The sequence below is a fragment of the Clostridium sp. UBA1652 genome (assembly GCF_002320975.1).
Taxonomy (GTDB): Bacteria; Bacillota; Clostridia; order Clostridiales; family Clostridiaceae; genus Clostridium_T; species Clostridium_T intestinale.
The window spans coordinates 13,184-34,156 of the sequence record NZ_DCLI01000064.1 but is presented as its reverse complement, the minus strand read 5'-3'; the positions used below and the strand labels follow the sequence as shown (position 1 = coordinate 34,156).

16 protein-coding genes are annotated in these 20,973 nt (G+C 31.2%); 1 reads left to right on the top strand and 15 read right to left on the bottom strand.

Features of this window, described 5'->3' with window-relative positions:
• Window positions 1–62: 62 nt before the first annotated feature.
• The 10 genes from B3N22_RS12525 to B3N22_RS12480 form a co-directional block, all read right to left on the bottom strand.
• Window positions 63–275 carry a hypothetical protein gene (locus B3N22_RS12525; RefSeq protein ID WP_021803645.1) on the bottom strand — a complete coding sequence of 71 codons (213 nt, stop codon included), beginning with the start codon at window positions 273–275 and terminating at the stop codon, window positions 63–65.
• A 135-nt stretch (window positions 276–410) separates the two neighbouring features.
• Window positions 411–1,178, bottom strand: a complete 768-nt coding sequence (locus B3N22_RS12520) for an EFR1 family ferrodoxin (protein ID WP_238907319.1) — start codon at window positions 1,176–1,178, stop codon at window positions 411–413.
• Entirely contained in the window at window positions 1,168–3,525 is a 2,358-nt protein-coding gene (locus B3N22_RS12515) for an ATP-dependent DNA helicase (RefSeq protein ID WP_286907585.1), read from the bottom strand. Before B3N22_RS12515 ends, B3N22_RS12520 begins: the two co-directional genes overlap by 11 nt.
• Window positions 3,526–3,760: 235 nt before the next feature.
• A complete protein-coding gene (locus B3N22_RS12510) occupies window positions 3,761–4,933 on the bottom strand; it encodes an ABC transporter permease (protein WP_181602210.1) in 1,173 nt (390 codons plus the stop codon).
• A complete protein-coding gene (locus tag B3N22_RS12505; protein ID WP_238907317.1) occupies window positions 4,930–5,646 on the bottom strand; it encodes an ABC transporter ATP-binding protein in 717 nt (238 codons plus the stop codon). Before B3N22_RS12505 ends, B3N22_RS12510 begins: the two co-directional genes overlap by 4 nt.
• Window positions 5,647–5,658: 12 nt before the next feature.
• The gene (locus B3N22_RS12500; protein ID WP_238907316.1) at window positions 5,659–6,960 is read right to left on the bottom strand and encodes an efflux RND transporter periplasmic adaptor subunit; all 1,302 of its coding nucleotides are present in this window, start codon (window positions 6,958–6,960) and stop codon (window positions 5,659–5,661) included.
• A gap of 55 nt (window positions 6,961–7,015) precedes the next feature.
• Window positions 7,016–8,770: a methyl-accepting chemotaxis protein gene (locus B3N22_RS12495; protein ID WP_286907580.1), complete on the bottom strand. Its 1,755-nt coding sequence runs from the start codon at window positions 8,768–8,770 to the stop codon at window positions 7,016–7,018.
• 30 nt (window positions 8,771–8,800) lie between these two features.
• The gene (locus B3N22_RS12490) at window positions 8,801–10,945 is read right to left on the bottom strand and encodes a glycosyltransferase family 39 protein (protein WP_286907578.1); all 2,145 of its coding nucleotides are present in this window, start codon (window positions 10,943–10,945) and stop codon (window positions 8,801–8,803) included.
• Between the two features lie 337 nt (window positions 10,946–11,282).
• The gene (locus B3N22_RS12485) at window positions 11,283–12,686 is read right to left on the bottom strand and encodes a sensor histidine kinase (protein WP_286907576.1); all 1,404 of its coding nucleotides are present in this window, start codon (window positions 12,684–12,686) and stop codon (window positions 11,283–11,285) included.
• The gene (locus B3N22_RS12480) at window positions 12,683–13,363 is read right to left on the bottom strand and encodes a response regulator transcription factor (protein WP_238907312.1); all 681 of its coding nucleotides are present in this window, start codon (window positions 13,361–13,363) and stop codon (window positions 12,683–12,685) included. Before B3N22_RS12480 ends, B3N22_RS12485 begins: the two co-directional genes overlap by 4 nt.
• Window positions 13,364–13,598: 235 nt before the next feature.
• On the opposite strand from B3N22_RS12480, the gene B3N22_RS12475 reads away from it, so the two are divergent.
• Window positions 13,599–15,173 carry a multicopper oxidase family protein gene (locus B3N22_RS12475; RefSeq protein ID WP_286907572.1) on the top strand — a complete coding sequence of 525 codons (1,575 nt, stop codon included), beginning with the start codon at window positions 13,599–13,601 and terminating at the stop codon, window positions 15,171–15,173.
• Between the two features lie 135 nt (window positions 15,174–15,308).
• Here the strand turns inward: B3N22_RS12475 and B3N22_RS12470 are convergent, their stop codons facing one another.
• From B3N22_RS12470 to B3N22_RS12450, 5 genes are all read right to left on the bottom strand, one after another.
• Window positions 15,309–16,139, bottom strand: a complete 831-nt coding sequence (locus tag B3N22_RS12470; RefSeq protein WP_073018963.1) for a PTS system mannose/fructose/sorbose family transporter subunit IID — start codon at window positions 16,137–16,139, stop codon at window positions 15,309–15,311.
• A 19-nt stretch (window positions 16,140–16,158) separates the two neighbouring features.
• Window positions 16,159–16,947 carry a PTS mannose/fructose/sorbose transporter subunit IIC gene (locus B3N22_RS12465; RefSeq protein ID WP_021803657.1) on the bottom strand — a complete coding sequence of 263 codons (789 nt, stop codon included), beginning with the start codon at window positions 16,945–16,947 and terminating at the stop codon, window positions 16,159–16,161.
• 35 nt (window positions 16,948–16,982) lie between these two features.
• Window positions 16,983–17,459 (bottom strand): mannose/fructose/sorbose PTS transporter subunit IIB, encoded by a 477-nt coding sequence (locus B3N22_RS12460; protein WP_021803658.1) that lies wholly within the window; start codon window positions 17,457–17,459, stop codon window positions 16,983–16,985.
• A gap of 2 nt (window positions 17,460–17,461) precedes the next feature.
• On the bottom strand, window positions 17,462–17,899 hold the full coding sequence (locus tag B3N22_RS12455; RefSeq protein ID WP_238907310.1) for a PTS sugar transporter subunit IIA: 438 nt from the start codon (window positions 17,897–17,899) through the stop codon (window positions 17,462–17,464).
• A 226-nt stretch (window positions 17,900–18,125) separates the two neighbouring features.
• Window positions 18,126–20,912, bottom strand: coding sequence for a sigma-54-dependent transcriptional regulator (locus B3N22_RS12450; protein ID WP_286907568.1), 2,787 nt, complete (start codon window positions 20,910–20,912; stop codon window positions 18,126–18,128).
• Between the last annotated feature and the right edge of the window lie 61 nt (window positions 20,913–20,973).

Sequence of the window (20,973 nt, the reverse complement as noted above, 5' to 3'; positions counted from 1 at the left end):
CCGGAGGTTTTCTAGACAATAAAAAAACCATACATTTCTCTGTATGGTTTATAATACATCTATTAATCTTGAAATAAATCAATAGCTCCCAGTACTACATGAGCTAATCCAAAGCCTAATACAGCTGTTTCTAACATTGGCACTATATCTCTTTTACCCATGCTGTGATGTCTTGCATCCATACAACGAGCTGCTATTGCTCCTGCAGTTACTGCGGTACCTAATGCTGTAGGAATTAATCCTTCTTTTATTTTATGATTTCTTCTGTAATTCATAATATATCCCTCCTTAATGTTTACAAACATATTGTGTCCATTAAGCATTTAGTTTTATTACATTTTTTACGTTCTATACAGATGAAATCATACCCACTTAAATTAATAATTTCTAAAATATAATATTTATTGTAATTATATTAATTCATTGGCTTTAATATATGGATTTCTGTATCTATTTTTATTTTGTGTGCTTTTTCCAAGGTTTATAGCCTTACTTGGACATATATTTATGCAAGCCATACAGTCTATACATTTTCCTTGCCACTTAGGATATCCTTCAACCATTTCTATATTATTTACTGGACATATTTTTTGACACATAGAACAAGATATACATCTTTCGTCAACATTAAAGTTTTTGTCTTTTTCTTTATATGAATCTTTCCATAAACTATAAAATTTTTTATGAATTAAAGAATATCTCTTTGGTAATGCTTTTATTTCTTTAACCTTTAGTGTTTTTATAAATTCTTGAAGCTTAGAGTTGTTTTCTTCTATAGCCTTTTTAGCTCTTTCTTCTGTAGGATTTTTACCCATTCTGGTATAGTTAGAAATATATTTTATTATAACTGAATTTTTTATTTCTCCTTTATCCTCTAGAATCTTATCTATTTCTATTAATGGAAAATTTGACTTACCTCCACCAGTAACTTCTACAGCAAATATATAGGCATCTTTGTTAATCTTTATTTTTTCTATAAAGTCTCTAACTATAATTGGCAGTCCATATGAATGTAGTGGAAATACAATTCCTATCCTATCTCCTTCATACTCAAATTTTCCTTCCTTCATAGCTTTAGGTATTGATATTATTTCACATTCATCTAATTCATCTTTTATTTGCTTTGATACATACAAGCAATTTCCCGTAGATGAAAAATAAAATATCTTATTTTTCATTATTACTCCTCCAAAATTCTTTGACTTGTTTATTTATAGAACTGTTATCTTTGACTACTTTAAAATCTCTCCAACCTTCTGGCATAAGTTTAATATACTTTTCAGTTAAAAACCTATCATCAATTAATAAAACTGCACCCTTATCTTCTTCTCTTCTAATAACTCTCCCTACAGCCTGCATAACTTTATTGATTCCTGGATAAACATAGGCATAGTCATATCCTGTTCCCACTTCATTAAAAAAGTCCTTAATTAGATTTTGCTCAAAAGATAATTGAGGGAGACCTACCCCTACTATTATTGCTCCTATTAAGGAATCACCTTTTAAATCTATCCCTTCTGAGAATATTCCTCCCATGACACATAAGCCTAGTTGTACCTTCTCCTTTGGCTTTTTAAACTTATCTAAAAAATCTTCTTTTTCTATCTCAGTCATATTTTCTTTTTGAGGTATATATATAATCTCATCACTAAGCTTAGTTAAAAGTTCCTCAGCTTGTTTCATATATCTATAAGACGGGAAGAAACACATATAGTTACCTTTTTTACCTTTTACAAATTCTATTATCATAAGAAGTATCTTCTCAATTGTTGCCCCTCTATGTTTAAACCTTGTAGATATAGGCGCTATTAAGGTTAATAGATTTTCTTTTGGAAAAGGTGAGGGTAAACTCATCTTATAGCTATTTTCCTCTCCTCCAAGAAGTTCTATAAAATAACTGCTTGGTGATAATGTTGCTGAAAATATAACCTTACTTTTAGCTCTATTCATTCCAGTTGTAAGATTGTCTCTTGGATTAATACAATAAAGCTTTAAGATTAGTTCATTTCCATCAATAATAACTAGGCTTAAATAATTTTCATCATATAGTTCACTCATATTTATAAAAGTATTTAACTCAAAGTAAACATCTAAAACCTCTTGATAATATTGAAAATCCCTATTATTTATTAGAAATTCATCACACTCTTTTAAATAGTCTCTAATATATTCGTATACCACATTAGGTTCTTCTGTTATAAACTCATTTTCTCCTTTCCCGTCTCCCTCTTTTCTCAAAGCTATCAAAAAATTATTTATCTTATTTAATCTTCTTGTTAGCTTTTTTTCTCCCTTTAAAAGATTTTTAAGGTCCAAAATCTTTCTTTTACTTATAGCTGCTGAAAACATCTCTCTTCCTCTAGATACTAGATTATGAGCTTCATCTATTAAAAATATATAATCTTCTGTTCTTTCATCAAAAAATCTTTTTAAGTATACTCTAGGATCAAATGCATAATTATAATCCCCTATTATTACATCACACCAAATTGATATTTCTAAAGAAAATTCAAATGGACATATTTCATATTCTCTAGCATATTCTTCTATTTTTTCTCTTGTAAATTCATCTTCATTGTTAAGTATTTTAAATAAAGCCTCATTGACTTTGTCATAATACCCTTTTGCATAAGGACATTCTTCTGTATTACATTTTCCCTCTTCACTAAAGCAGATTTTATCTTTAGCTGTTAAGGTAATGCTTTTTACTTTTAAAACCTTATCTCTTAAAATGCTTATAGATTCTTCAGCTACTGTCCTTGTAATTGTCTTAGCTGTTAAATAAAATATTCTATCTGCCTGCTCTTCACCTAATGCTTTTATGCTAGGAAAAAGTGTTGATATGGTTTTTCCTATTCCTGTAGGCGCTTGTGCAAAAAGCATACCATTATTTCTTATGGTATTGTAGATAACAACCGCAAATTCTCTTTGTCCTTGTCGATACTTTGGAAAGGGAAAGGTTAAATCTTTTATAGAATTATTCCTAATCTCCTTCCACTCTAAAGTAAACTTTGCCCATTTTACATATTCGTTTACTACACTATTTACAAATTCCTCCAGTTCCTTAATGTCGAACTTTTTAAGAAAACTTTTTACTTCACTACTTTCTAGATTTATGTATGTGAGTTGTAACTCTATGTTTTCTAAACTATTTTCTATTAAATACATATATCCATAAAATTTAACCTGAGCCCAATGTAGTAAGTTATCTTCCTCTTGGATATCAATTAAATCTCTAGTTGTACTTTTTATTTCATCTATGATTATCTTTTCATCTAACTCTATTATCCCATCAGCTCGTCCTTCTACTGTTAACTCTATATCTTCTCTAATAAATACGTGCTTTAAATAAACTTCCTTTTTATAGTTTTCATAGGTTTTACTATTCTCTTTTTGTAAATATTGATGAGCCTTAGTTCCTTCTTGCGCCCTTTTGTTACCTGTATATCCGCTATCTATGCTTCCTCTTCTTAAAATAAATTCTATAAGATTTCTTACAGATATTCTTAGTTCTTTTATATCCATGGTTATCCTCATTTAAGTATATTTGATCTGATGTCTAGCCACTGTAGCACTCCCATCCTATATTAAGTCGGGAGCTAACAGTGGCACGACCCTAGATAAGTTCAACTAAGATTCAGTTGGAGACCAAACTCCACCTGAATCAAGTTTCACTTGATACTTAATATTTTACCCTAAATAATAGCTATTAAAAAGGAAACGTACCAAAAACTTTTTGATACGTTTCCTTTATTAGAACTTATTCAAATCTCAGAGCATCAATAGGATTCAATTTTGATGCTTTATTGGCTGGATATATTCCAAACACTACTCCAACTAAGAAGGAGAAAATAAATGCTCCTATTACTATATTGTTAGAAATACTTACACTTAAATTAAAGAAGTTTTGAGCCACATAAGCACCTAAAAATCCTATTAAAACTCCAAAAATACCACCTAGTGTACTTATTGTAGCTGCTTCTATCAAAAATTGTGTTAAAATCACTCCTCTTTTAGCTCCTATAGCTTTTCTTATGCCTATTTCTCTAGTTCTTTCTATAACAGAAACCAGCATAATATTCATTATACCTATTCCCCCTACTACTAAAGATATTGCAGCAATTCCTCCAAGCATTGTAGTTAAGCTTGAAGTAGTTGAGCTAGCTGTTTCTAAAAGACTTGTCTGATCCATTATTCTATAGCTATTTGTATTATTATCATACTTCTTATTAAGAAATAAGGTTAAATATGATTTTGCTTCACTAACACTGTCTTTATCTGTAGCTTCCGCATAAAATGTTTTTACAGTTGTAGTTTGTAACAATCTTTGAGCTGTTTGTAATGGAATTATTACCCTATCATCACTTGAACCTGTAGCACTTGTTCCTTGGGACTCAAGAACTCCTATTATTTTAAACTCAATACCACTTATATACATTGTCTTTCCTACAACATTTGTTGTTGAAAATAGATTTGTAGCTGTTTCTGAGCCAATTACTGCAACCTTATATCTATTTTCATCGTCATTATCATTAATGAATCTACCACTTGCAACTGCTAATTTCCTTATATCTGCATAGTTAGCTGTTGAAGCTTCAAGTGTAGTAGTTTTAGATGTTGTTCCTGCTTTTACATTTATGTTTCCTTGACTTAATGCAGGAGCGATCTCTTTAATACCTGGTTTAGTTTTTAATTCTTCAAGCTCCTCATTAGTAATTGCCTTAGTTCTATTTCCAGTTATACTAACTGTTATAAGATTGGTTCCAAGGCTTTCAATTTGCTCAGTTACCTGCTTTTTCGTTCCTTCTCCTATTCCTACTAATATGCTTACTGAAGATATTCCTATTATTATACCAAGCATAGTAAGAAAAGATCGCATTTTATTACTCCAAACAGATGCTAAAGAAATCCTAATTAGTTTTGAGATTCTCATATGCTTATCTCACCTACCTTCCAAGTATCTGAGGTGATTATTCCATCTCTTACAGTTATCATTCTTTTAGCCTCGGCTGCTATTTCCTTATCATGAGTTATTATAATTATGGTATTACCTTCTTTATTTAAATCTTCCATCATATTAAGAACTTCTCTTCCTGTCTTACTGTCTAAGGCTCCTGTAGGTTCATCTGCAAGTATTATCTGAGGTTCTGTTACCAAGGCTCTGGCTATTGCAACTCTTTGCTTTTGACCTCCTGATAACTCATTAGGCTTATGCTTTAAATGGGTTTCTAGACCAACTTTTTTTAATGCTGACAATGCTTTTTCTTTTATTTCACGACTACTCATTCCTAAATATAAAAGGGGTAATTCTACATTTTCCAAAACATTTAATTTAGGCAATAAATTATAATTCTGAAATATAAAACCTATCTTTTTATTTCTTATCTCTGCTAATTTTGAATCACTACATTTTGTATTTAATCCATCTAATATATATTCTCCACCACTTGGTGTATCTAGGCATCCTATTATGTTCATAAGCGTTGACTTACCTGCCCCAGAAGGCCCAACTATAGCTACATATTCACCTTTATTAATACTTAAGTTAATATTGTCAAGAGCCTTAAATTCACTACTTCCCATTGAATATATCTTATTTATATTACTCATATTAATTACTTCAGATTTATTAGTGTATTTATTCATTACCTCACCTCCTTAAGGTCTTTGTCCTCCTGATGGAGCTCCACTTCCACCACCCATAGAAGAGCCTCCCATAGATGCTCCTCCAAAGCTGCTTCTCTCACTTCTATTAGTGTTAGTTGATGTAGTTGTTGTTGGCAAAGTAATAAGTAACTTTTCTCCCTCTGTTACTCCACTAACTATTTCTACATAACTCTCATTTTCTAGTCCTGTAGTAACCTCTACTCTTTGTCCCCTTGACTGAGCTCCTTCACTTTCACCAGATGAACTTGAAACTGTAACATATTTTTTATCACTTTCTTTTGTTACTGCTTCAACTGGAACTACTAATGCGTCCTTTTTACTTTGTATTGCTATTGTGATATTAGCATTCATACCAACCTTAATAGCTGTAGGCTCCTTTATACCTAAAGTTACATCATAAGTAGTTACATTATTGTTGCTTGTACCCAATTGTGCTATAGCTTCAACTGTTCCTTCAAAGCTTTTATCACTTATTGCATCAAACTTAACTGTAGCTGTTTGTCCACTAGTTACTTTAGCTATGTCTAACTCATCTACAGCTACCTTAACTTTTATAGAATTTGGATCTATTATTGTTAAAACTGATTTAGCTGCTTGTACATCATCCCCTGTGTTATAAGTTTTAGCAACCACAACTCCTGATATTGGGGAGGTAACTGTCATTTTATTATAATTAGCTAATGCTTTTTCATACTGCTCTTGTGCATTAGTTAATTGTGTTGTGTCTGCTGTTGAACTATTTTGAGCACTTTCTAATGTCTGTTTTTGTTTATCTAAATTATCTTGTGCAGTTTGAACTTTCCCCTTTAGTAATTCATCTGTGGGATTAGCTTGTAACGCTTTATTAGCGGAATCTAATTGAGATTGAGCATTTTTAACAGCAGTTTGTGCTTCTGATATTTTTGATGCTCTTTGATTATTAGAGGTTGTTATTGCTGTCTCTTGTTTTGATACGTTGTTTTTAGCTGTTTCTAAAGCATTTGCAATGTCTTCACTATATGCTACAAAAAGAGTATCTCCTTTATTAACAGTATCTCCTACTTGAACATTTAGATTTTGTATAACCCCCTCATTACTAGGAGTTACCTCTTTAGAAGTACCTGCAAATGCACTTCCTGTTCCTTGTATATTTACTGATAAATCCATTTTAGATGCCGTCGCAGTTATATATCTACTACTTGCTGCTACAGCTTTATTAGTACCAAAAAACCTCTTATACCCAAAAATTCCTCCTGTAATAACTGCTACGGCAAGAGCTGCTACTATTAATGATTTAATTAATTTCTTTTTCACAGTAATTCCTCCTAAATTATTTATTGTTTATAATTCCGTTTATTAATTTTTTAATCTATACCTTAAATCCAGAGGTTATTTTGCTTAACCTTCTAGACATTTCTAATAAATCTTCTGTGGTTTTCTCTATTCCATTCATAGTTTTAAGTTGTTCTTCTATACTAGAGCTTATATTCTCAGTTCCTGATGCTATTTCATTTGAGGATAAAGCTATGTTATTTATTGCTTGCTCTATCTCTTTCGCACTTTCCACTTGTTGAACATTTGCTTTATCTATTTGCTCTATTTCTACAACTATTTCTTTAACATTTTTAATGATATTTTGGATACTTTCACCTACTTCAGATGCCTTTTCAACACCTTTAGCAACTTTTTCTTCTACCTGATTTACTGAAGTTACTGCTGACGCTGATTTTAACTGATTGTCCTTAACCAATTCATATATATCTCTAGCTGCCTTACTACTTTCATCTGCTAATTTTCTGATTTCGTCTGATACTACATTAAATCCCTTGCCAGCCTCTCCAGCCCTTGCAGCCTCTATTGCTGCATTTAATGCTAATAGATTTGTTTGTTCTGATATTGATGTGATTATTTTTATAATATCTCCTATTTTTCTTGAGGAATAATCTAACTCATTTATTATTACCGACACCTCTTTAGATGAACTTGCTATATTAGTAATTGAAGATACTATTTCATCTATTTTGTTAGCTCCATCCTCCGCTGATTCTTTAACTTTTTTACTATTATAAGCAGTCTTTCTACTTGCATCAGAAGCCGCTTCTGAAAATCTTGCTGCTTCTGAAAGTCCTGCAGTAGTTTCTTCTGCTGATGCCGCTCCATCTGATGCTCCTCCACTTATATCTACTACAGTCTTAGAAATCTCTTCTAAAGACTCTGTGGTTATTGCTGTTGCTTTACTTAGTTGTCCACTTGAAGACTCTATAACCTCAGCAGAACTAGCTACTTCTTTAATAATTGACTGTAATTTATCCATAAACAAATCAAAACTTTTACTCAATTGTCCTATTTCATCTTTGCTTTGATAATTAATCCTTTGAGTTAAATCCCCATTGCTTTCTGAAACCTCTTTTAGCTTCCCAGTAACCTTTTTTACTGGCACAATTATTGATCTTATTATTACAATTGATAATAAAAGAGAAATGACTATACATATTACAACTATAGATATTAATATCATTACCGTTTTTTTATAATCAGCTTTACTATCCTGATAAGTATTCTGTGCTTCTAAAACATGATTGTTTATAACCTCATCAAAAGATTCAACTAAGGCTATCTTCGCCTCATCAAAAGCCTGCATATTATTAGGTGCTCCTCCAGCTCCATCTTGAGATTCTGGTGGAATTTGTCCTTCTAAATGTGATCCATTTTGCTGAATAAGACCACGTTGTTCTGCATTTTCAACAAATGTGTCCTTGGCTGCAATAAATGCGTCATAATTACTAAATAAACTTGAAAAATCCTCATCATCTTTATACTCAAGTAAGGCCTCATCTATATCAGATACCTTAGTTGCTATTGCATCTTTTATAGTTTTCTTCTCATCGTCATCACTTGCATCCATTAAAGAATTACCTTCATACCTGATATACTCAATATCTGATTTTATATTTTCTAATTTTATAATTGGAGCAACCCTTTGTTCATTTAGTTCCATAATTTTATTGTTTAATACTGTCAATTGTTTTACTGAAGTCACTCCTATTATGGTCAGGAATATTAAAAAACTTATAGATAACAAACTAATTTTTTGTGTCAATTTAACATTTTTGAAAAAATCCATTCTTTTCTCCTCTACTAAGCGCGTTACCTTCTATTTGCCAGGTTTTAAATCATACAATTCTATAGAATTCCCTCTACCAAAACCCTGATTTAATGTCTTATTTCCAGTGGTTGAAGTTTTAGAGTTATCCCACTTACTTCCTGGAACCAATACACCATTTTCTTGAACCCAAGACATTATTTCATTATTTCCACCTCTACCTTGTCCACCAGTTATGACATATCTGATTTCTCCTTTATTCACCAATTCTTTAAACTCATCTAAAGTTAATATCTGATCAGAGCCACTAAATCCTCCTAGAGTTATTACAGATTCACCTGTATTTATGATTATTTGTGAAGCTGTACCAGTAGCTGATTGTACTGCCACCAAATATTTTTCACTGGTTATATTGGATTTAAGGTAATCTACAAGCTTAGTTATATCTTCATTACCTTCTAAGGTATTTCCCATTCCTATCTCCTCAGTTCTCAAACTTAACCCTGCTGAAGGGAATGTTCCTGACATTTTATAAAACATTGTAGTTGATGACCAAACTAATGGTGTTATTAACAATCCTATTACCGATATTGATACTACAATTTTGTCTATTATTTTTTTATCATTATTTCTTAGTAAATTTAGTGCAATTAAAACTACCGAAGATGCACCAGATAAAACAAATACTGTTATAGCTAATATTTTGCTTATATTATCACTACTATAATAAGAGAGGATTAATAGTTGAACTCCTGCATTAATTATAAGAGCTCCCGGTAAAAACCATGATTTCCAACCTCTATCTTTGTAAAGTTCCCACATAGATATAACACCTATACCTGTTAATGCTGCTATAGGGGGAGCAAGCATAGTTAAATAGTATGGATGAAATAACCCTGTTGTAAAACTAAAATATATAAATACAGGTACTAACCACGTAAACCATAGTGCTAATCCTAATTTCTTTTTGTTATCTAACTTTAAGTTTAATTTCTCCTTTATAGCGGCTGCTATAAAACCTATTAATGCTAATGGAAATAACCATATTATTTGATCTGACAAACTGTTGTTTTGAAATAATCTTGTAATACCAGCTCCCTCTGAGCCTCCCATATTACTCACTTGGCCACCACCAGCTCTCATGTTACCAAATCCCATACCTCCTTGAGATCCACCTTCTCTTTGAGGCATATTTCCACTTGAACCATCCGTTGCTTTACCTTCACCCATATTTCCTTCTCTTTCTGGATTACCTTGCATCATTTGTCCATTGGTTCCTTGTGGCGATTGAGGCTTTTCACAATCTCCATTTGATGAATAATTTTCTGTTTGTGATTCTTGCCCTCTATCCATACCTTCTTGAGGATTTATTTCACCAAATCCACCTTGTCCACTTCTATTTGAACTTCCAAGACCAAGTCTTTCTAATCCGTTATGCCCTATTATTAATTCCATAACCGTATTATCTGTGCTGCTTCCTATAAATGGTCTATTCTCTTCTGGAACTAAATCTACAATAAAGGCCCAACTCAAAGAAGTTATTAAAAGAACTATGGTTCCTAATACTAAATGTCCTATCCTCTTTTTCCATGAAACTGCTGTAGATAACAAATATGTTATATATAAAGCAGGTACAATCATGTAAGCTTGAAGCATTTTTATATTAAATCCTATACCTACAAGAACTAAGCTTAAAATTAATAGTTTTAAATGTCCTTTTTCTGCCGCTATTGATAACACCCAACATGCTAAAAGCAAAACTAATACTAAAAGATTATCGTTTGTATTATTTCTACTATCTGCTACAAAAATTGGAGTTATAGCAAGACACAAAGATGATATTAAAGCAGCTGGAATCCCGAAAGATCTTTTTACTATTTTATAAATAACCCATACTGAGATAACTCCTGCTAAGGCTTGGGGGAGAATTATGCTCCAACCGCTATACCCAAATATCTTTGCTGATAATGCCTGTATCATAAATCCTAAAGGTGGTTTATCTATAGTTACAAATCCCGCTGGATCAAATGATACAAAGAAGAAATTCTTTAAACTCATCGTCATGCTTTTAACACCAGCGGCGTAGTACTCATTCCCATAACCTTCAATACTTAAATTAACTAAACTTAAAAATCCTGATAATATTAAGATTGGCACAAGCAGAATTTCGTTTTTTGATAGCTTTAACTTTCTCATTTATTCTTTCCCCCTTAGGTGATTCCTTACTTATTTCATATTTCAAATTATAGCCACTAATTGTAATGCTATTATCAAATAATTATGTGAAATTTGTGTGATGATAGACCTTAGAAGAACTCAACTTATATATTGTCCCTGTTTATATTCTCTATTTCTTTATTCTCAGCCCTATTAAAGTTAAAAATTTAAATATTATTGTACAAGTGTACAGACGTACACCTGTACACTTGTATAATTGTAAAATTATACATTTTTCTATTTGTACAGTTGTACAATTGTACAAACGTACAAATAAAAAAGGCTTAAGTATCTTTGACTACTTAAACCTTTTTTACTAAATTGGATATTTAATTATAAAACTTACTCCATTTTCTCTATTAAAAGCTTTTATACTTCCACCATAAAAGTCTATTATCTTTTTGGATATGGCTAATCCTAGTCCAAAATTCCCAGTTTTATCTTTATAGAGTGTTTCAAATATATGTTCAATATTATCTTCAGATATATTCTGTCCATCATTATAAAGCTCTATAATTCCATAATTTGCTTCTCTTTTAAGCTTTACCCTCATCTGGCTTTTTGCATATCTCAATCCATTTTCTAATATATTTTCAATTGCAACTTTAACCTTTTCTTTATTACCTTTAATCATAATTCTATCAAGGTCGAGATCCCAATCAAGGTTGCTATTTACAACTTCAAACCTATTTATTATCTTTAAGAGAACTTCTTTTAAATCAAATTCTTCATTGTCAATATTATTTCCTAAAACATAATCTAATGTATTAAGATATAATAACTGCTTTATTTTTTTCTCTAAACTAATTGCTTCTTCTTTTATTATTTCAGCTGTTTTCTCTACTGAGTCTATATAAACTCCATCTATAATAGCCTCTGCATGACTCATAATAACCATAACAGGTGTTTTTAAGTCATGAGATATACTTTGAAGAAAAGTTTTTTCTTCCTCGTCTATTCTCTTTAGTTCTATCTGCATCAGATTCATAGCCTTTGCCAGTCTTCCAATCTCATCTTCACTTTTAATTATTATAGGCTCTTTCCAATCCTTTTGAGCTATTCTTACTGTATGATTCTCTAATTCCTTAAGAGGTTTTGAGATACGATTTGCAACTACCTTAGCTGTAAAAAATCCTATTCCAATAAAAATAATTCCTATAAACATAACTATGTATATTATTATATTATCTTCACTATTAGGAGTAAAAGAGATTAAGTATTCATTTTCAGAGGTGTCTGTTTTAATAGAACTTATTACAAATATATACTTTCTATTATTAAAATACTCCTTAAATTCACTTTCAGTCATATCTCCTTTAGCAAAAGTAGCCATCCATTCTCTGAATCCCTCATCTTTTATTCCAGGAGGTACTATAACTCTATTTCCTTCTTGTACATTACCTTCATTTTGAGGAAAGAATTTCTCAGAAATTTTTCTTACACTTTCTATCTTTATCTCTCCAGAATTACTCACCTTAGCAATAAAATGTTCACTTCCTCTAAGGTTTCTTAATTCATCAAACCTGTTAGGTTGAATAAAGTTTTCGCTATCAATTATAGCATCATGAAAAACCTTTAAATCTTGCATCTTATTGGCTTCATTTATGGTTCTGTAGGCAACTAAATATACTATTGAAATACTACATATTATAACTAAAATCACTGCTGTAAATGTAGTCCAAATTCTCATTGTTAATGATTTAAATCTTAATTCCCTCATGACTTATACACCAACTTATATCCATAGCCATACACAGTCTCTATATTTAACTTGTCAACTTTTTTTCTTAATCTTCTTATAGTATCATCAACAACTCTATCTGAACCAAAATAATCGTCTCCCCAAACATTTCTAAGTATTTGGTCCCTAGATATTAAGATGTTTTTATTTTCAGCTAGATAATTAAGTAATTCAAATTCCATTTTAGTTAATTGAATCTCTATTTCCCCAAGGAAAACTGTTCTTTGTGTTTTACTAATGACATAATCACCTATATTTATTGATAATTCTGATACTCGCTCTTTTTCATCACCATAAATCCTCTCCATAAGTTTATTAGTTCTTATAACTAACTCCCTAGGTAAAAATGGTTTAGATAAATAGTCATCACTTCCTAGCTCAAGTCCAACAACTCTATCAAGCTCTTCATTTCTTGCTGACATAAATATTACCGGAGTATTTTTATTATTATCTTTTATCTTTTTTATAAGCTCATACCCATCTGCTCCTGGAAGCATTATATCCAATATCCATAAATCTGGCATATCTTTTATTTTTTGCAGGGCACTATCTCCATCCAAAAATGTTGTTACTTTATAACCTTCTAGTTGTAAATATCTTTCCAATAAAATATTTAAACTCTTTTCATCCTCAACAAGATATATTATCTTATCCATTATTATCACCCCAGAATTTATCTTATTAAAATACATTTTTATTCTAACATATAAATTTCTAATCATTTTAGATATATTATGTGAAGATTATGTGTTTTTCATTATTTAGCTACACATATTTATCTGTAAATATGACCATATTGTCAAATTTATGATAATAATATCACACATTGTCGTTTAATTCATATTATATATTGCAAAAGAGACTAAATTTATCTAAAAGGATGTGCTTATTTTGAGTAATGAATTTTATATTGATAGCACAAATAATGAAATAGTAGATCCATCGAATCCTGATACTATTCCTAAGTTTACAGATAAGTTACCTCGTCCTCCTGTAATGAGGCCTCTTATAGAAAACGGGAATATATATTATGAGATTGAAATGAAAGAAAGCTATCATTCTTTTCATAAACAATTTCCTCTCACCTATATTTGGGGTTATGAGGGGATTTTTCCTGGACCTACAATAGAAGCTGTAAAAGATAAGTCAATATGGGTACGCTGGATTAATAATCTTCCTTCAAAGCATTTTTTACCTGTAGACCGCACTCTTCATGGTGCTTCTGATTCGCCAGAAGTAAGAAGCGTAGTTCATCTTCATGGTGCTAATGTTGACTGGGAAAGTGATGGCCACCCTGATGCTTGGTTTACAAAAGATTACACCTTTACTGGGAAAACTTTTAAGAGAAAGGTTTATAGATATACCAATCACCAGCCTGGTACCTTAATGTGGTATCACGATCATAGTATGGGAATAACTAGATTAAATGTTTATGCAGGTCTTGCTGGACTTTATATTCTTCGTGACCCACTTGAAAAGAGATTAAATATTCCTAAAGGTAACTACGAAATCCCTTTGATGATTCAAGATAAATCCTTTAACAAAGATGGTTCTTTATTTTATCCAGATTCACCACCATTCCCAGTGGATGTAAAACCATCAGTAGTTCCTGCATTTTTAGGTAATACAATTGTAGTAAACGGTAAGGTCTGGCCATATCTCAATGTTGAACCTAGAAAGTACAGATTTAGAGTTATTAATGCCTCAAATACCAGAGGATATGCTCTAAGTTTATCTAATAAACAAAACTTTTATCAGATTGGTACAGACGGGGGATTGCTACACCATCCTGTTACACTGGACTCAGTAGAATTAGAACCAGCTGAAAGAACTGATATAATAGTTGATTTTTCTAACTTAAAAGGAGAAACTATTACTCTAAACAACGAATCTCCAGATCCAAACATTAGCGTAATAATGCAATTTAGAGTATGTCTACCTTTAAGAGGAGAAGATAAGACTGAAATTCCCCATGAACTAACACCACAAAGTCATTTAACTGAAGACTTAGCTGATAATTCTAGACTATTGACATTAAGTGCTTCAACAGATCATTACGGTAGACCTATGCTTATGTTAAATGATCGTATGTGGAGTGATCCAACAACTGAAAAACCTGAATATGATAGTATAGAGATATGGAATATATTAAACTTAACTACTTTTCCTCATCCTATTCATATTCATTTAGTTCAATTTAAAATATTAGATAGGATTCCTTTTGATGTTTCTTTTTATCAGGAAACAGGTAAGATTAAGTATACTGGACCACCAGAAGCTCCTAGAAACTTCGAAACTGGTTGGAAGGATACTGTTAAAGTTTTTCCTGGAATGATAACAAGATTAATCATGCATTTTAAAGATCATGCTGGGGATTATGTGTGGCATTGTCATATACTCGAACACGAAGACCACGATATGATGAGGCCAATTAGAGTATTAAAAGACTCTATAGCAATAGAATAACTTTTTAATTAAAAGCCATTATAAAATTATAATGACTCAGGCTGTTAATTTTCCTATAATGTAAAAAACCTTGGAAGATACTTATTTTAGTATCTCCCAAGGTATCTAAAAATTAAACGTAGTGAAAATTTAATCTTATAGACCTAATAAACCTATCCAATATCCAATTATACCTACTGCAAATAATCCGAAGATTAACCATATTGGACTTACTTTTTTCTTTAATAATCTCATGCAAAGGAATGTTAATCCTAATGCTAATAATCCTGGTAATAAAGAATCTAAAACACTTTGAACAGTTGTAACTGTTACTTCTCCAGCAGCATTAGTAACTCTTGAAAGTTCAAATGGAACCTTTATAGATGTCCATCTAGCAACTAAAGCACCCATTATGAATAATCCAAGTATTGAAGCTCCTTCAGTTAATTTTTGTAGCTTATTACCAGCTAAATCTTTAACTATGTTAGCACCAACTTGATATCCGTAAAATTGTGTAATCCATCTAAATCCTAAACGAACTACATTCCATAAAACGAAGAATAATATTGGTCCAAGTAAGCTACCACCAGTTGCTATTGAAGCTCCTAATGCAGCAAGTACAGGTCTTAAAGTACCCCAGAATATTGGATCACCAACTCCTGCTAAAGGCCCCATTAAACCAACCTTAACTCCGTTTATAGCTCCATTATCTATATCTGCACCATTAGCTCTTTGCTCTTCCATTGCACAAGTAACTCCTAATATAGGTGATGTTACAAATGGTTGAGTATTAAAGAACTCTAAATGTCTCTTTAAGGCATCTTTTTGTTCCTCTTTAGTTGTATATAACTTCTTAAGAACAGGATTCATTGCATATGCATACCCTATAGCTTGCATTCTTTCAAAGTTCCAAGAACCTTGATGAAAGTTTGAACGAAGGAATACACTAATTAAATCTTTTTTAGTTAATTTTTTTTGTTCACTCATTCCTATTTCCTCCTCCTTCTTAATCTAACACATCATCATCAAAGTCATCACTTGCAGATGCAACTTGCACTGCTCCATTATACTTTGGTGATAATTGTAGATATAGTAAAGCTAAAATTGTTCCTAATATACCTAGAGCTACTAGATTATAGCTTGAGAATGAAGCTACAACAAATCCTAAGAAGAACATAGGCATTAAGTGTTTAGCACCCATCATGTTTATAACCATAGCGTAACCAACTACAACTATGAATCCACCTGCAACTTGAAGTCCTTTTGTAATAAAATCCGGAATCGCATTTAGCATATTTGTCACTTGATCTGTACCTGCAAACATAGCAACTATTAATACTGGTATAGCTACACGAAGTGCTTGGATAACCAATCCACCTAAATGACACATATCTACTCCAGTAAAGTTAGCTTCTTCAGCATATTTATCAGCTCTGTGTTGTAAACCAACTGATAAAGTTCTTGCAAATATTGTTAAAACTTGACCAGCTGCAGCTAGTGGTATAGCAATAGCTATTCCTTCTGCAATGCTTTGTTTAGAAACTATTACTAAAATTGTGGATATACAGCTAGCAAGTGCAGCATCTGGTGCCATAGCTGCTCCTATATTCATCCATCCTAAAGCCATTAATTCTAATGTTCCACCTAATATAATACCGGTTTTCATATCTCCTAATATAAGTCCTATAATTGTACATGATATCAAAGGTCTGTGTGTTTGGAATTCATCTAGAACTGAACCAATACCTGAAATACATGCCCATGCTACAACAAGAATAATTTGTAAAGCATTCATAATTTTCTTCCTCCCATTTCTTTAATTCTTTAATTTTATAGTGGTAATTTATCTTTTAATAGAACCTTAGAGTCAGATGCAACAACTCTTATTTCTAATTCTATTCCCTTTTTGTTTAACTCTTTGAAAGATGAAATATCTTGATCATTTACAGAAATTGCTCCAGTTATTTGTTTCTTTCCTTCTTTAAATGACATTCCTCCAATATTTACGCTTTCAATACCTACTCCAGCTTCAACTAATCTTAAAACATCTGTAGGATTAGTAAATAATAATAAAGCTTTAAAATCATTTTTAGGGTTATTGTATACTCTTATAGCTTTATCAACGTTTAAAACATGTGCTTTTATTCCTGGAGGAGCTACTTGCACTAATAATGTACTTCTAAGCTCATCCTTTGCAACCTCGTCACTTACTACTATTATTTTTTCACACCCAGTTACCTTCGACCAAACTGTTGCTACTTGACCATGTATTAATCTGTCATCAATTCTAGCTAAAACTATTTTCATAATTATAGAACCTCCTCATCATCATCGTTAATGTTTTTATTTATTATAAGACCTTCTTTAAACGGTCTAATGGACTCTTTACCTGAATTCTCAGCTATCTTTACAAGCTCACTTATAGAACTAGATGTTCTCGCTCCAAATACCTCAAGTAACATAGGTAAATTTACGCCTGTAACTATATCCATATTTTCATTTTCTACAACTATCGATGTAGCTGCATTAAATGGGCTTCCTCCAAAAAGATCTACTAAAAATATTAACCCATTCTCTATATCTAAAGCTTTTATAGCTTCACTATACTTTCTAGTTAAATCTTCAGTTCCTTCTCCTGGCATAAAGGTTATATATTCTACATTTTCCTGTTTTCCAAAAATCATTTCTGAGGACTTAACTAACTCTTCAGAAAATCTTCCATGGGTTGCAACAACTACTGCTGGCATAACCGCTCCTCCTTTTAGAACTTTATATTCTTATTTTATATACTAATCTATTTTGTATACGTTATTTATTATAGCAATATCCATGCCAAAAAAAGTGTATCAATGAATGTAAGCCATTTCAACTAAGAAATATCACTGCTTTGATACTTTCTTATGATGAAAAATACATTTTGATACACTTCTATTTATAAGCTAATACACTTTTCTTGTTTTTTCTAATACTGTATCAAATTATTTCACAAATATGATACACTTCATCTTCCGTTAGTATTATTCTGAGACTATCTTCGAATACTTTCACTGCATTTTTAACAGCATCTAAACAATTTGCAGTAAAATTCTTTTCTCCTCTATAAGTTAGCCCTGAGTTTAATACCATTCTTTCTATAGCACAAGCAACATGTATTATTAATCTAAGCTGTTCTGCATTAGACAAATTTTTATTTAAACCTTCCTCTAACAATCTAATGAAATCCATCAAAAGTCCTATAATCTTTTTAGGATTAAGATATGTTAAATACTCTTCTAAATTTTCTTCACACAATTCTCTAATTAAAAGACTCCTGCTTTCCTCTTCTCTAACTTCAACACCAGATATTATTCCTCTTAATACATTTGCACCACTTCCACCTATAAAGGATTCAAGTGAAATAAATGGTATATCTTTACCTACGTTTTTAACCCCTACTATAGCAATAACATTTTTTGTACTCTCAAGATTTTTTACATTTTCTTCAGCACCTTTTATACCTATAGGGATAACCTCTATTTCTTCAATTGAAATATCTTCAATTATATTCTTCACTATCTCTTTAAGTTTCTCTGCTGTTCCAACTCCAGAAGAACATACAGTTATAACTGTTTTTGGTTTTGAAGAACCTTGTTTATTAGCGTTAGTATTTATAATGTTACTATATCCATTAAATTCTCTTAATGAAAAATATATTTCATCCAACTCTTCTGAAAATAAATGTCCTTTTCTAACAGCTTCTATAACTAAAGGAGTAGACACCATATCTAAAGTTCTAGTTTTTATATTTGTTCTCTCCTGTATTATCTGCCCAAAGGTTACTAGAGAACCCATGTCTACCATTAGAAGTACACCTTTTCCTTCGTTCATTTCAACAACTTTTTCCGTAACCTCTTCTAATATACTTTGCGGGCTAACATCAAGTGGCATATCTACAGCTTCAATAGGTCCTTCTTTTCCAAGTAAGTCTACTGCTACATTAACCATACTTAAGGCAGTGCTACTACCATGAGCAATTACTAATATACCTACTTTTTCACTAATAACCTTTTCTTCTTCTAAATTCTTTAATAACATGGCTAAATATATAATTTCTATTTTAGGGACTTTAACTCTAAATTTGTTTTCTATTTTATTCGCTATATCCTCCGCAACTACATACTCCTGCCCATCTTCATCTATGGAATAACCCATTCTATCTATTTTTTCCTTTGTTAAATGATCATCAGCCCTTTGTTTTAAAAATACACTTAAATGCAAACTTACAGCATATACGAATCTTTCCCCATATGTTACATTTAACCTATCTTCAGTAAACTTTTTTATATATTGTGTAAATTCAAATACATCATTATCTACAATGGATAAAAGTTTTTCTTTTACATTATTATCTTTTCTAATTTTTTTGTAGAAAGTTTTTAATTGGGCATCAATATCTTTCATGACCAAATCATGAATTACTTCTTTATTCATACCTTCATTTTTAAGAATTTCAGATTTATCTTCTATAATTCTATATAGATTAAACGGAAGCTCATAATCATCATTTTTTAATAAGCTAATCTGACCCTTAGGACTAATAATCATACTGTTGTCTATAATAGATGAAATTTCTTCGAAATCCTTCCTATTATCAGAAATAACAAAAAGCCCTTTTTGAATATTAGGAGGTATGCTTTCAATATTAATTTCTATTGCATCTCCCGATTCTAAACTATTTAAAAATGCAGTTGCACATATTAATTGTATATTCGACTTTAGCTTACCTATGTTCCCCGTATAAGAACTACCAATCAAGGCTTTTATAACTTCCCTAGCTACTATAACCTTTTTATTTACTCTATTGGCTTCAGCTGAAAACATATGTTTTATAAGTTCCAATCTTTCTTCCAAGGGTCTTTTCTGAAGTGATGGTATTGTAATTGTTACTGGAATTCTTCTTAAAAAAGTTGCTAATAAGGATGACTTAGGTTCTTCAGTAGTTGCTCCTATAATAAGTACATTTGCTCTTCTTTTTCTATCGCTTTCTCCTAATTTATTATAAGTTCCAGTATCCATGAAGTAGAATATCATTTCTTGCCCTTCTGGACTTAATCTATGAATCTCATCTAAAAATAATATTCCTCCATCTGCCTTTTCTACAATTCCTTCTTTTTCTGAATCTGCACCTGTAAAAGCACCTTTAATATGTCCAAATATATGAGAAAGAAGTAGTTGAGGATTATTTCCATAATCTGCACAATTAAAAACTATAAAGGGTGCATTATCTTTAAATCTTTTAGAGAATTTAGCATAGTTAAACATCATATTTGCAAATAAAGTTTTCCCTACTCCAGTCTCTCCTAATATTAATGTATGTAGTCCATTTGGAGGATACATTATTGCTGCCTTTGATTGATTTATAGCTTGTTTTAAACTCCCCTCAGCTCCTATTAAATAATCAAAAGGTGAATTAGTCATCTTACTTTCTTCCCCAAATAGTTCACTAAGCTCTCGTATCTCCACTTGTCTCTCAACTATTTCTACATTTAATAATTCCTCTAACCTTCTTTTGCTGAAATATTTAACAGGTCTTTCTTTTATCTTAATCACTAAATCGGATTTATATAATTCATTTAATTCTTTACTTACATTATTCCTTAATATATCTAATCTATCTGCTATCTCTATTGCAGAAAACCCTTTAAATTCTTTAAAGTCTTCTACAGTAAAGTCTTTAGTTTCATTCATTAAAAAATTATAGATTTTATCTATTCTTTTCATTGTTTCAATGATCACTTCCTTCTAATTGGATATACTAATAATAGCATTAATTCCAAAAAAA

Bases quoted from the DNA above. Each gene is read 5' to 3' on its own strand.
- B3N22_RS12525 (WP_021803645.1), bottom strand. From the start codon at position 275: ATGAATTACAGAAGAAATCATAAAATAAAAGAAGGATTAATTCCTACA.
- B3N22_RS12520 (WP_238907319.1), bottom strand. From the start codon at position 1,178: ATGAAAAATAAGATATTTTATTTTTCATCTACGGGAAATTGCTTGTAT.
- B3N22_RS12515 (WP_286907585.1), bottom strand. From the start codon at position 3,525: ATGGATATAAAAGAACTAAGAATATCTGTAAGAAATCTTATAGAATTT.
- B3N22_RS12510 (WP_181602210.1), bottom strand. From the start codon at position 4,933: ATGAGAATCTCAAAACTAATTAGGATTTCTTTAGCATCTGTTTGGAGT.
- B3N22_RS12505 (WP_238907317.1), bottom strand. From the start codon at position 5,646: ATGAATAAATACACTAATAAATCTGAAGTAATTAATATGAGTAATATA.
- B3N22_RS12495 (WP_286907580.1), bottom strand. From the start codon at position 8,770: ATGGATTTTTTCAAAAATGTTAAATTGACACAAAAAATTAGTTTGTTA.
- B3N22_RS12490 (WP_286907578.1), bottom strand. From the start codon at position 10,945: ATGAGAAAGTTAAAGCTATCAAAAAACGAAATTCTGCTTGTGCCAATC.
- B3N22_RS12485 (WP_286907576.1), bottom strand. From the start codon at position 12,686: ATGAGGGAATTAAGATTTAAATCATTAACAATGAGAATTTGGACTACA.
- B3N22_RS12480 (WP_238907312.1), bottom strand. From the start codon at position 13,363: ATGGATAAGATAATATATCTTGTTGAGGATGAAAAGAGTTTAAATATT.
- B3N22_RS12470 (WP_073018963.1), bottom strand. From the start codon at position 16,139: ATGAGTGAACAAAAAAAATTAACTAAAAAAGATTTAATTAGTGTATTC.
- B3N22_RS12465 (WP_021803657.1), bottom strand. From the start codon at position 16,947: ATGAATGCTTTACAAATTATTCTTGTTGTAGCATGGGCATGTATTTCA.
- B3N22_RS12460 (WP_021803658.1), bottom strand. From the start codon at position 17,459: ATGAAAATAGTTTTAGCTAGAATTGATGACAGATTAATACATGGTCAA.
- B3N22_RS12455 (WP_238907310.1), bottom strand. From the start codon at position 17,899: ATGCCAGCAGTAGTTGTTGCAACCCATGGAAGATTTTCTGAAGAGTTA.
- B3N22_RS12450 (WP_286907568.1), bottom strand. From the start codon at position 20,912: ATGAAAAGAATAGATAAAATCTATAATTTTTTAATGAATGAAACTAAA.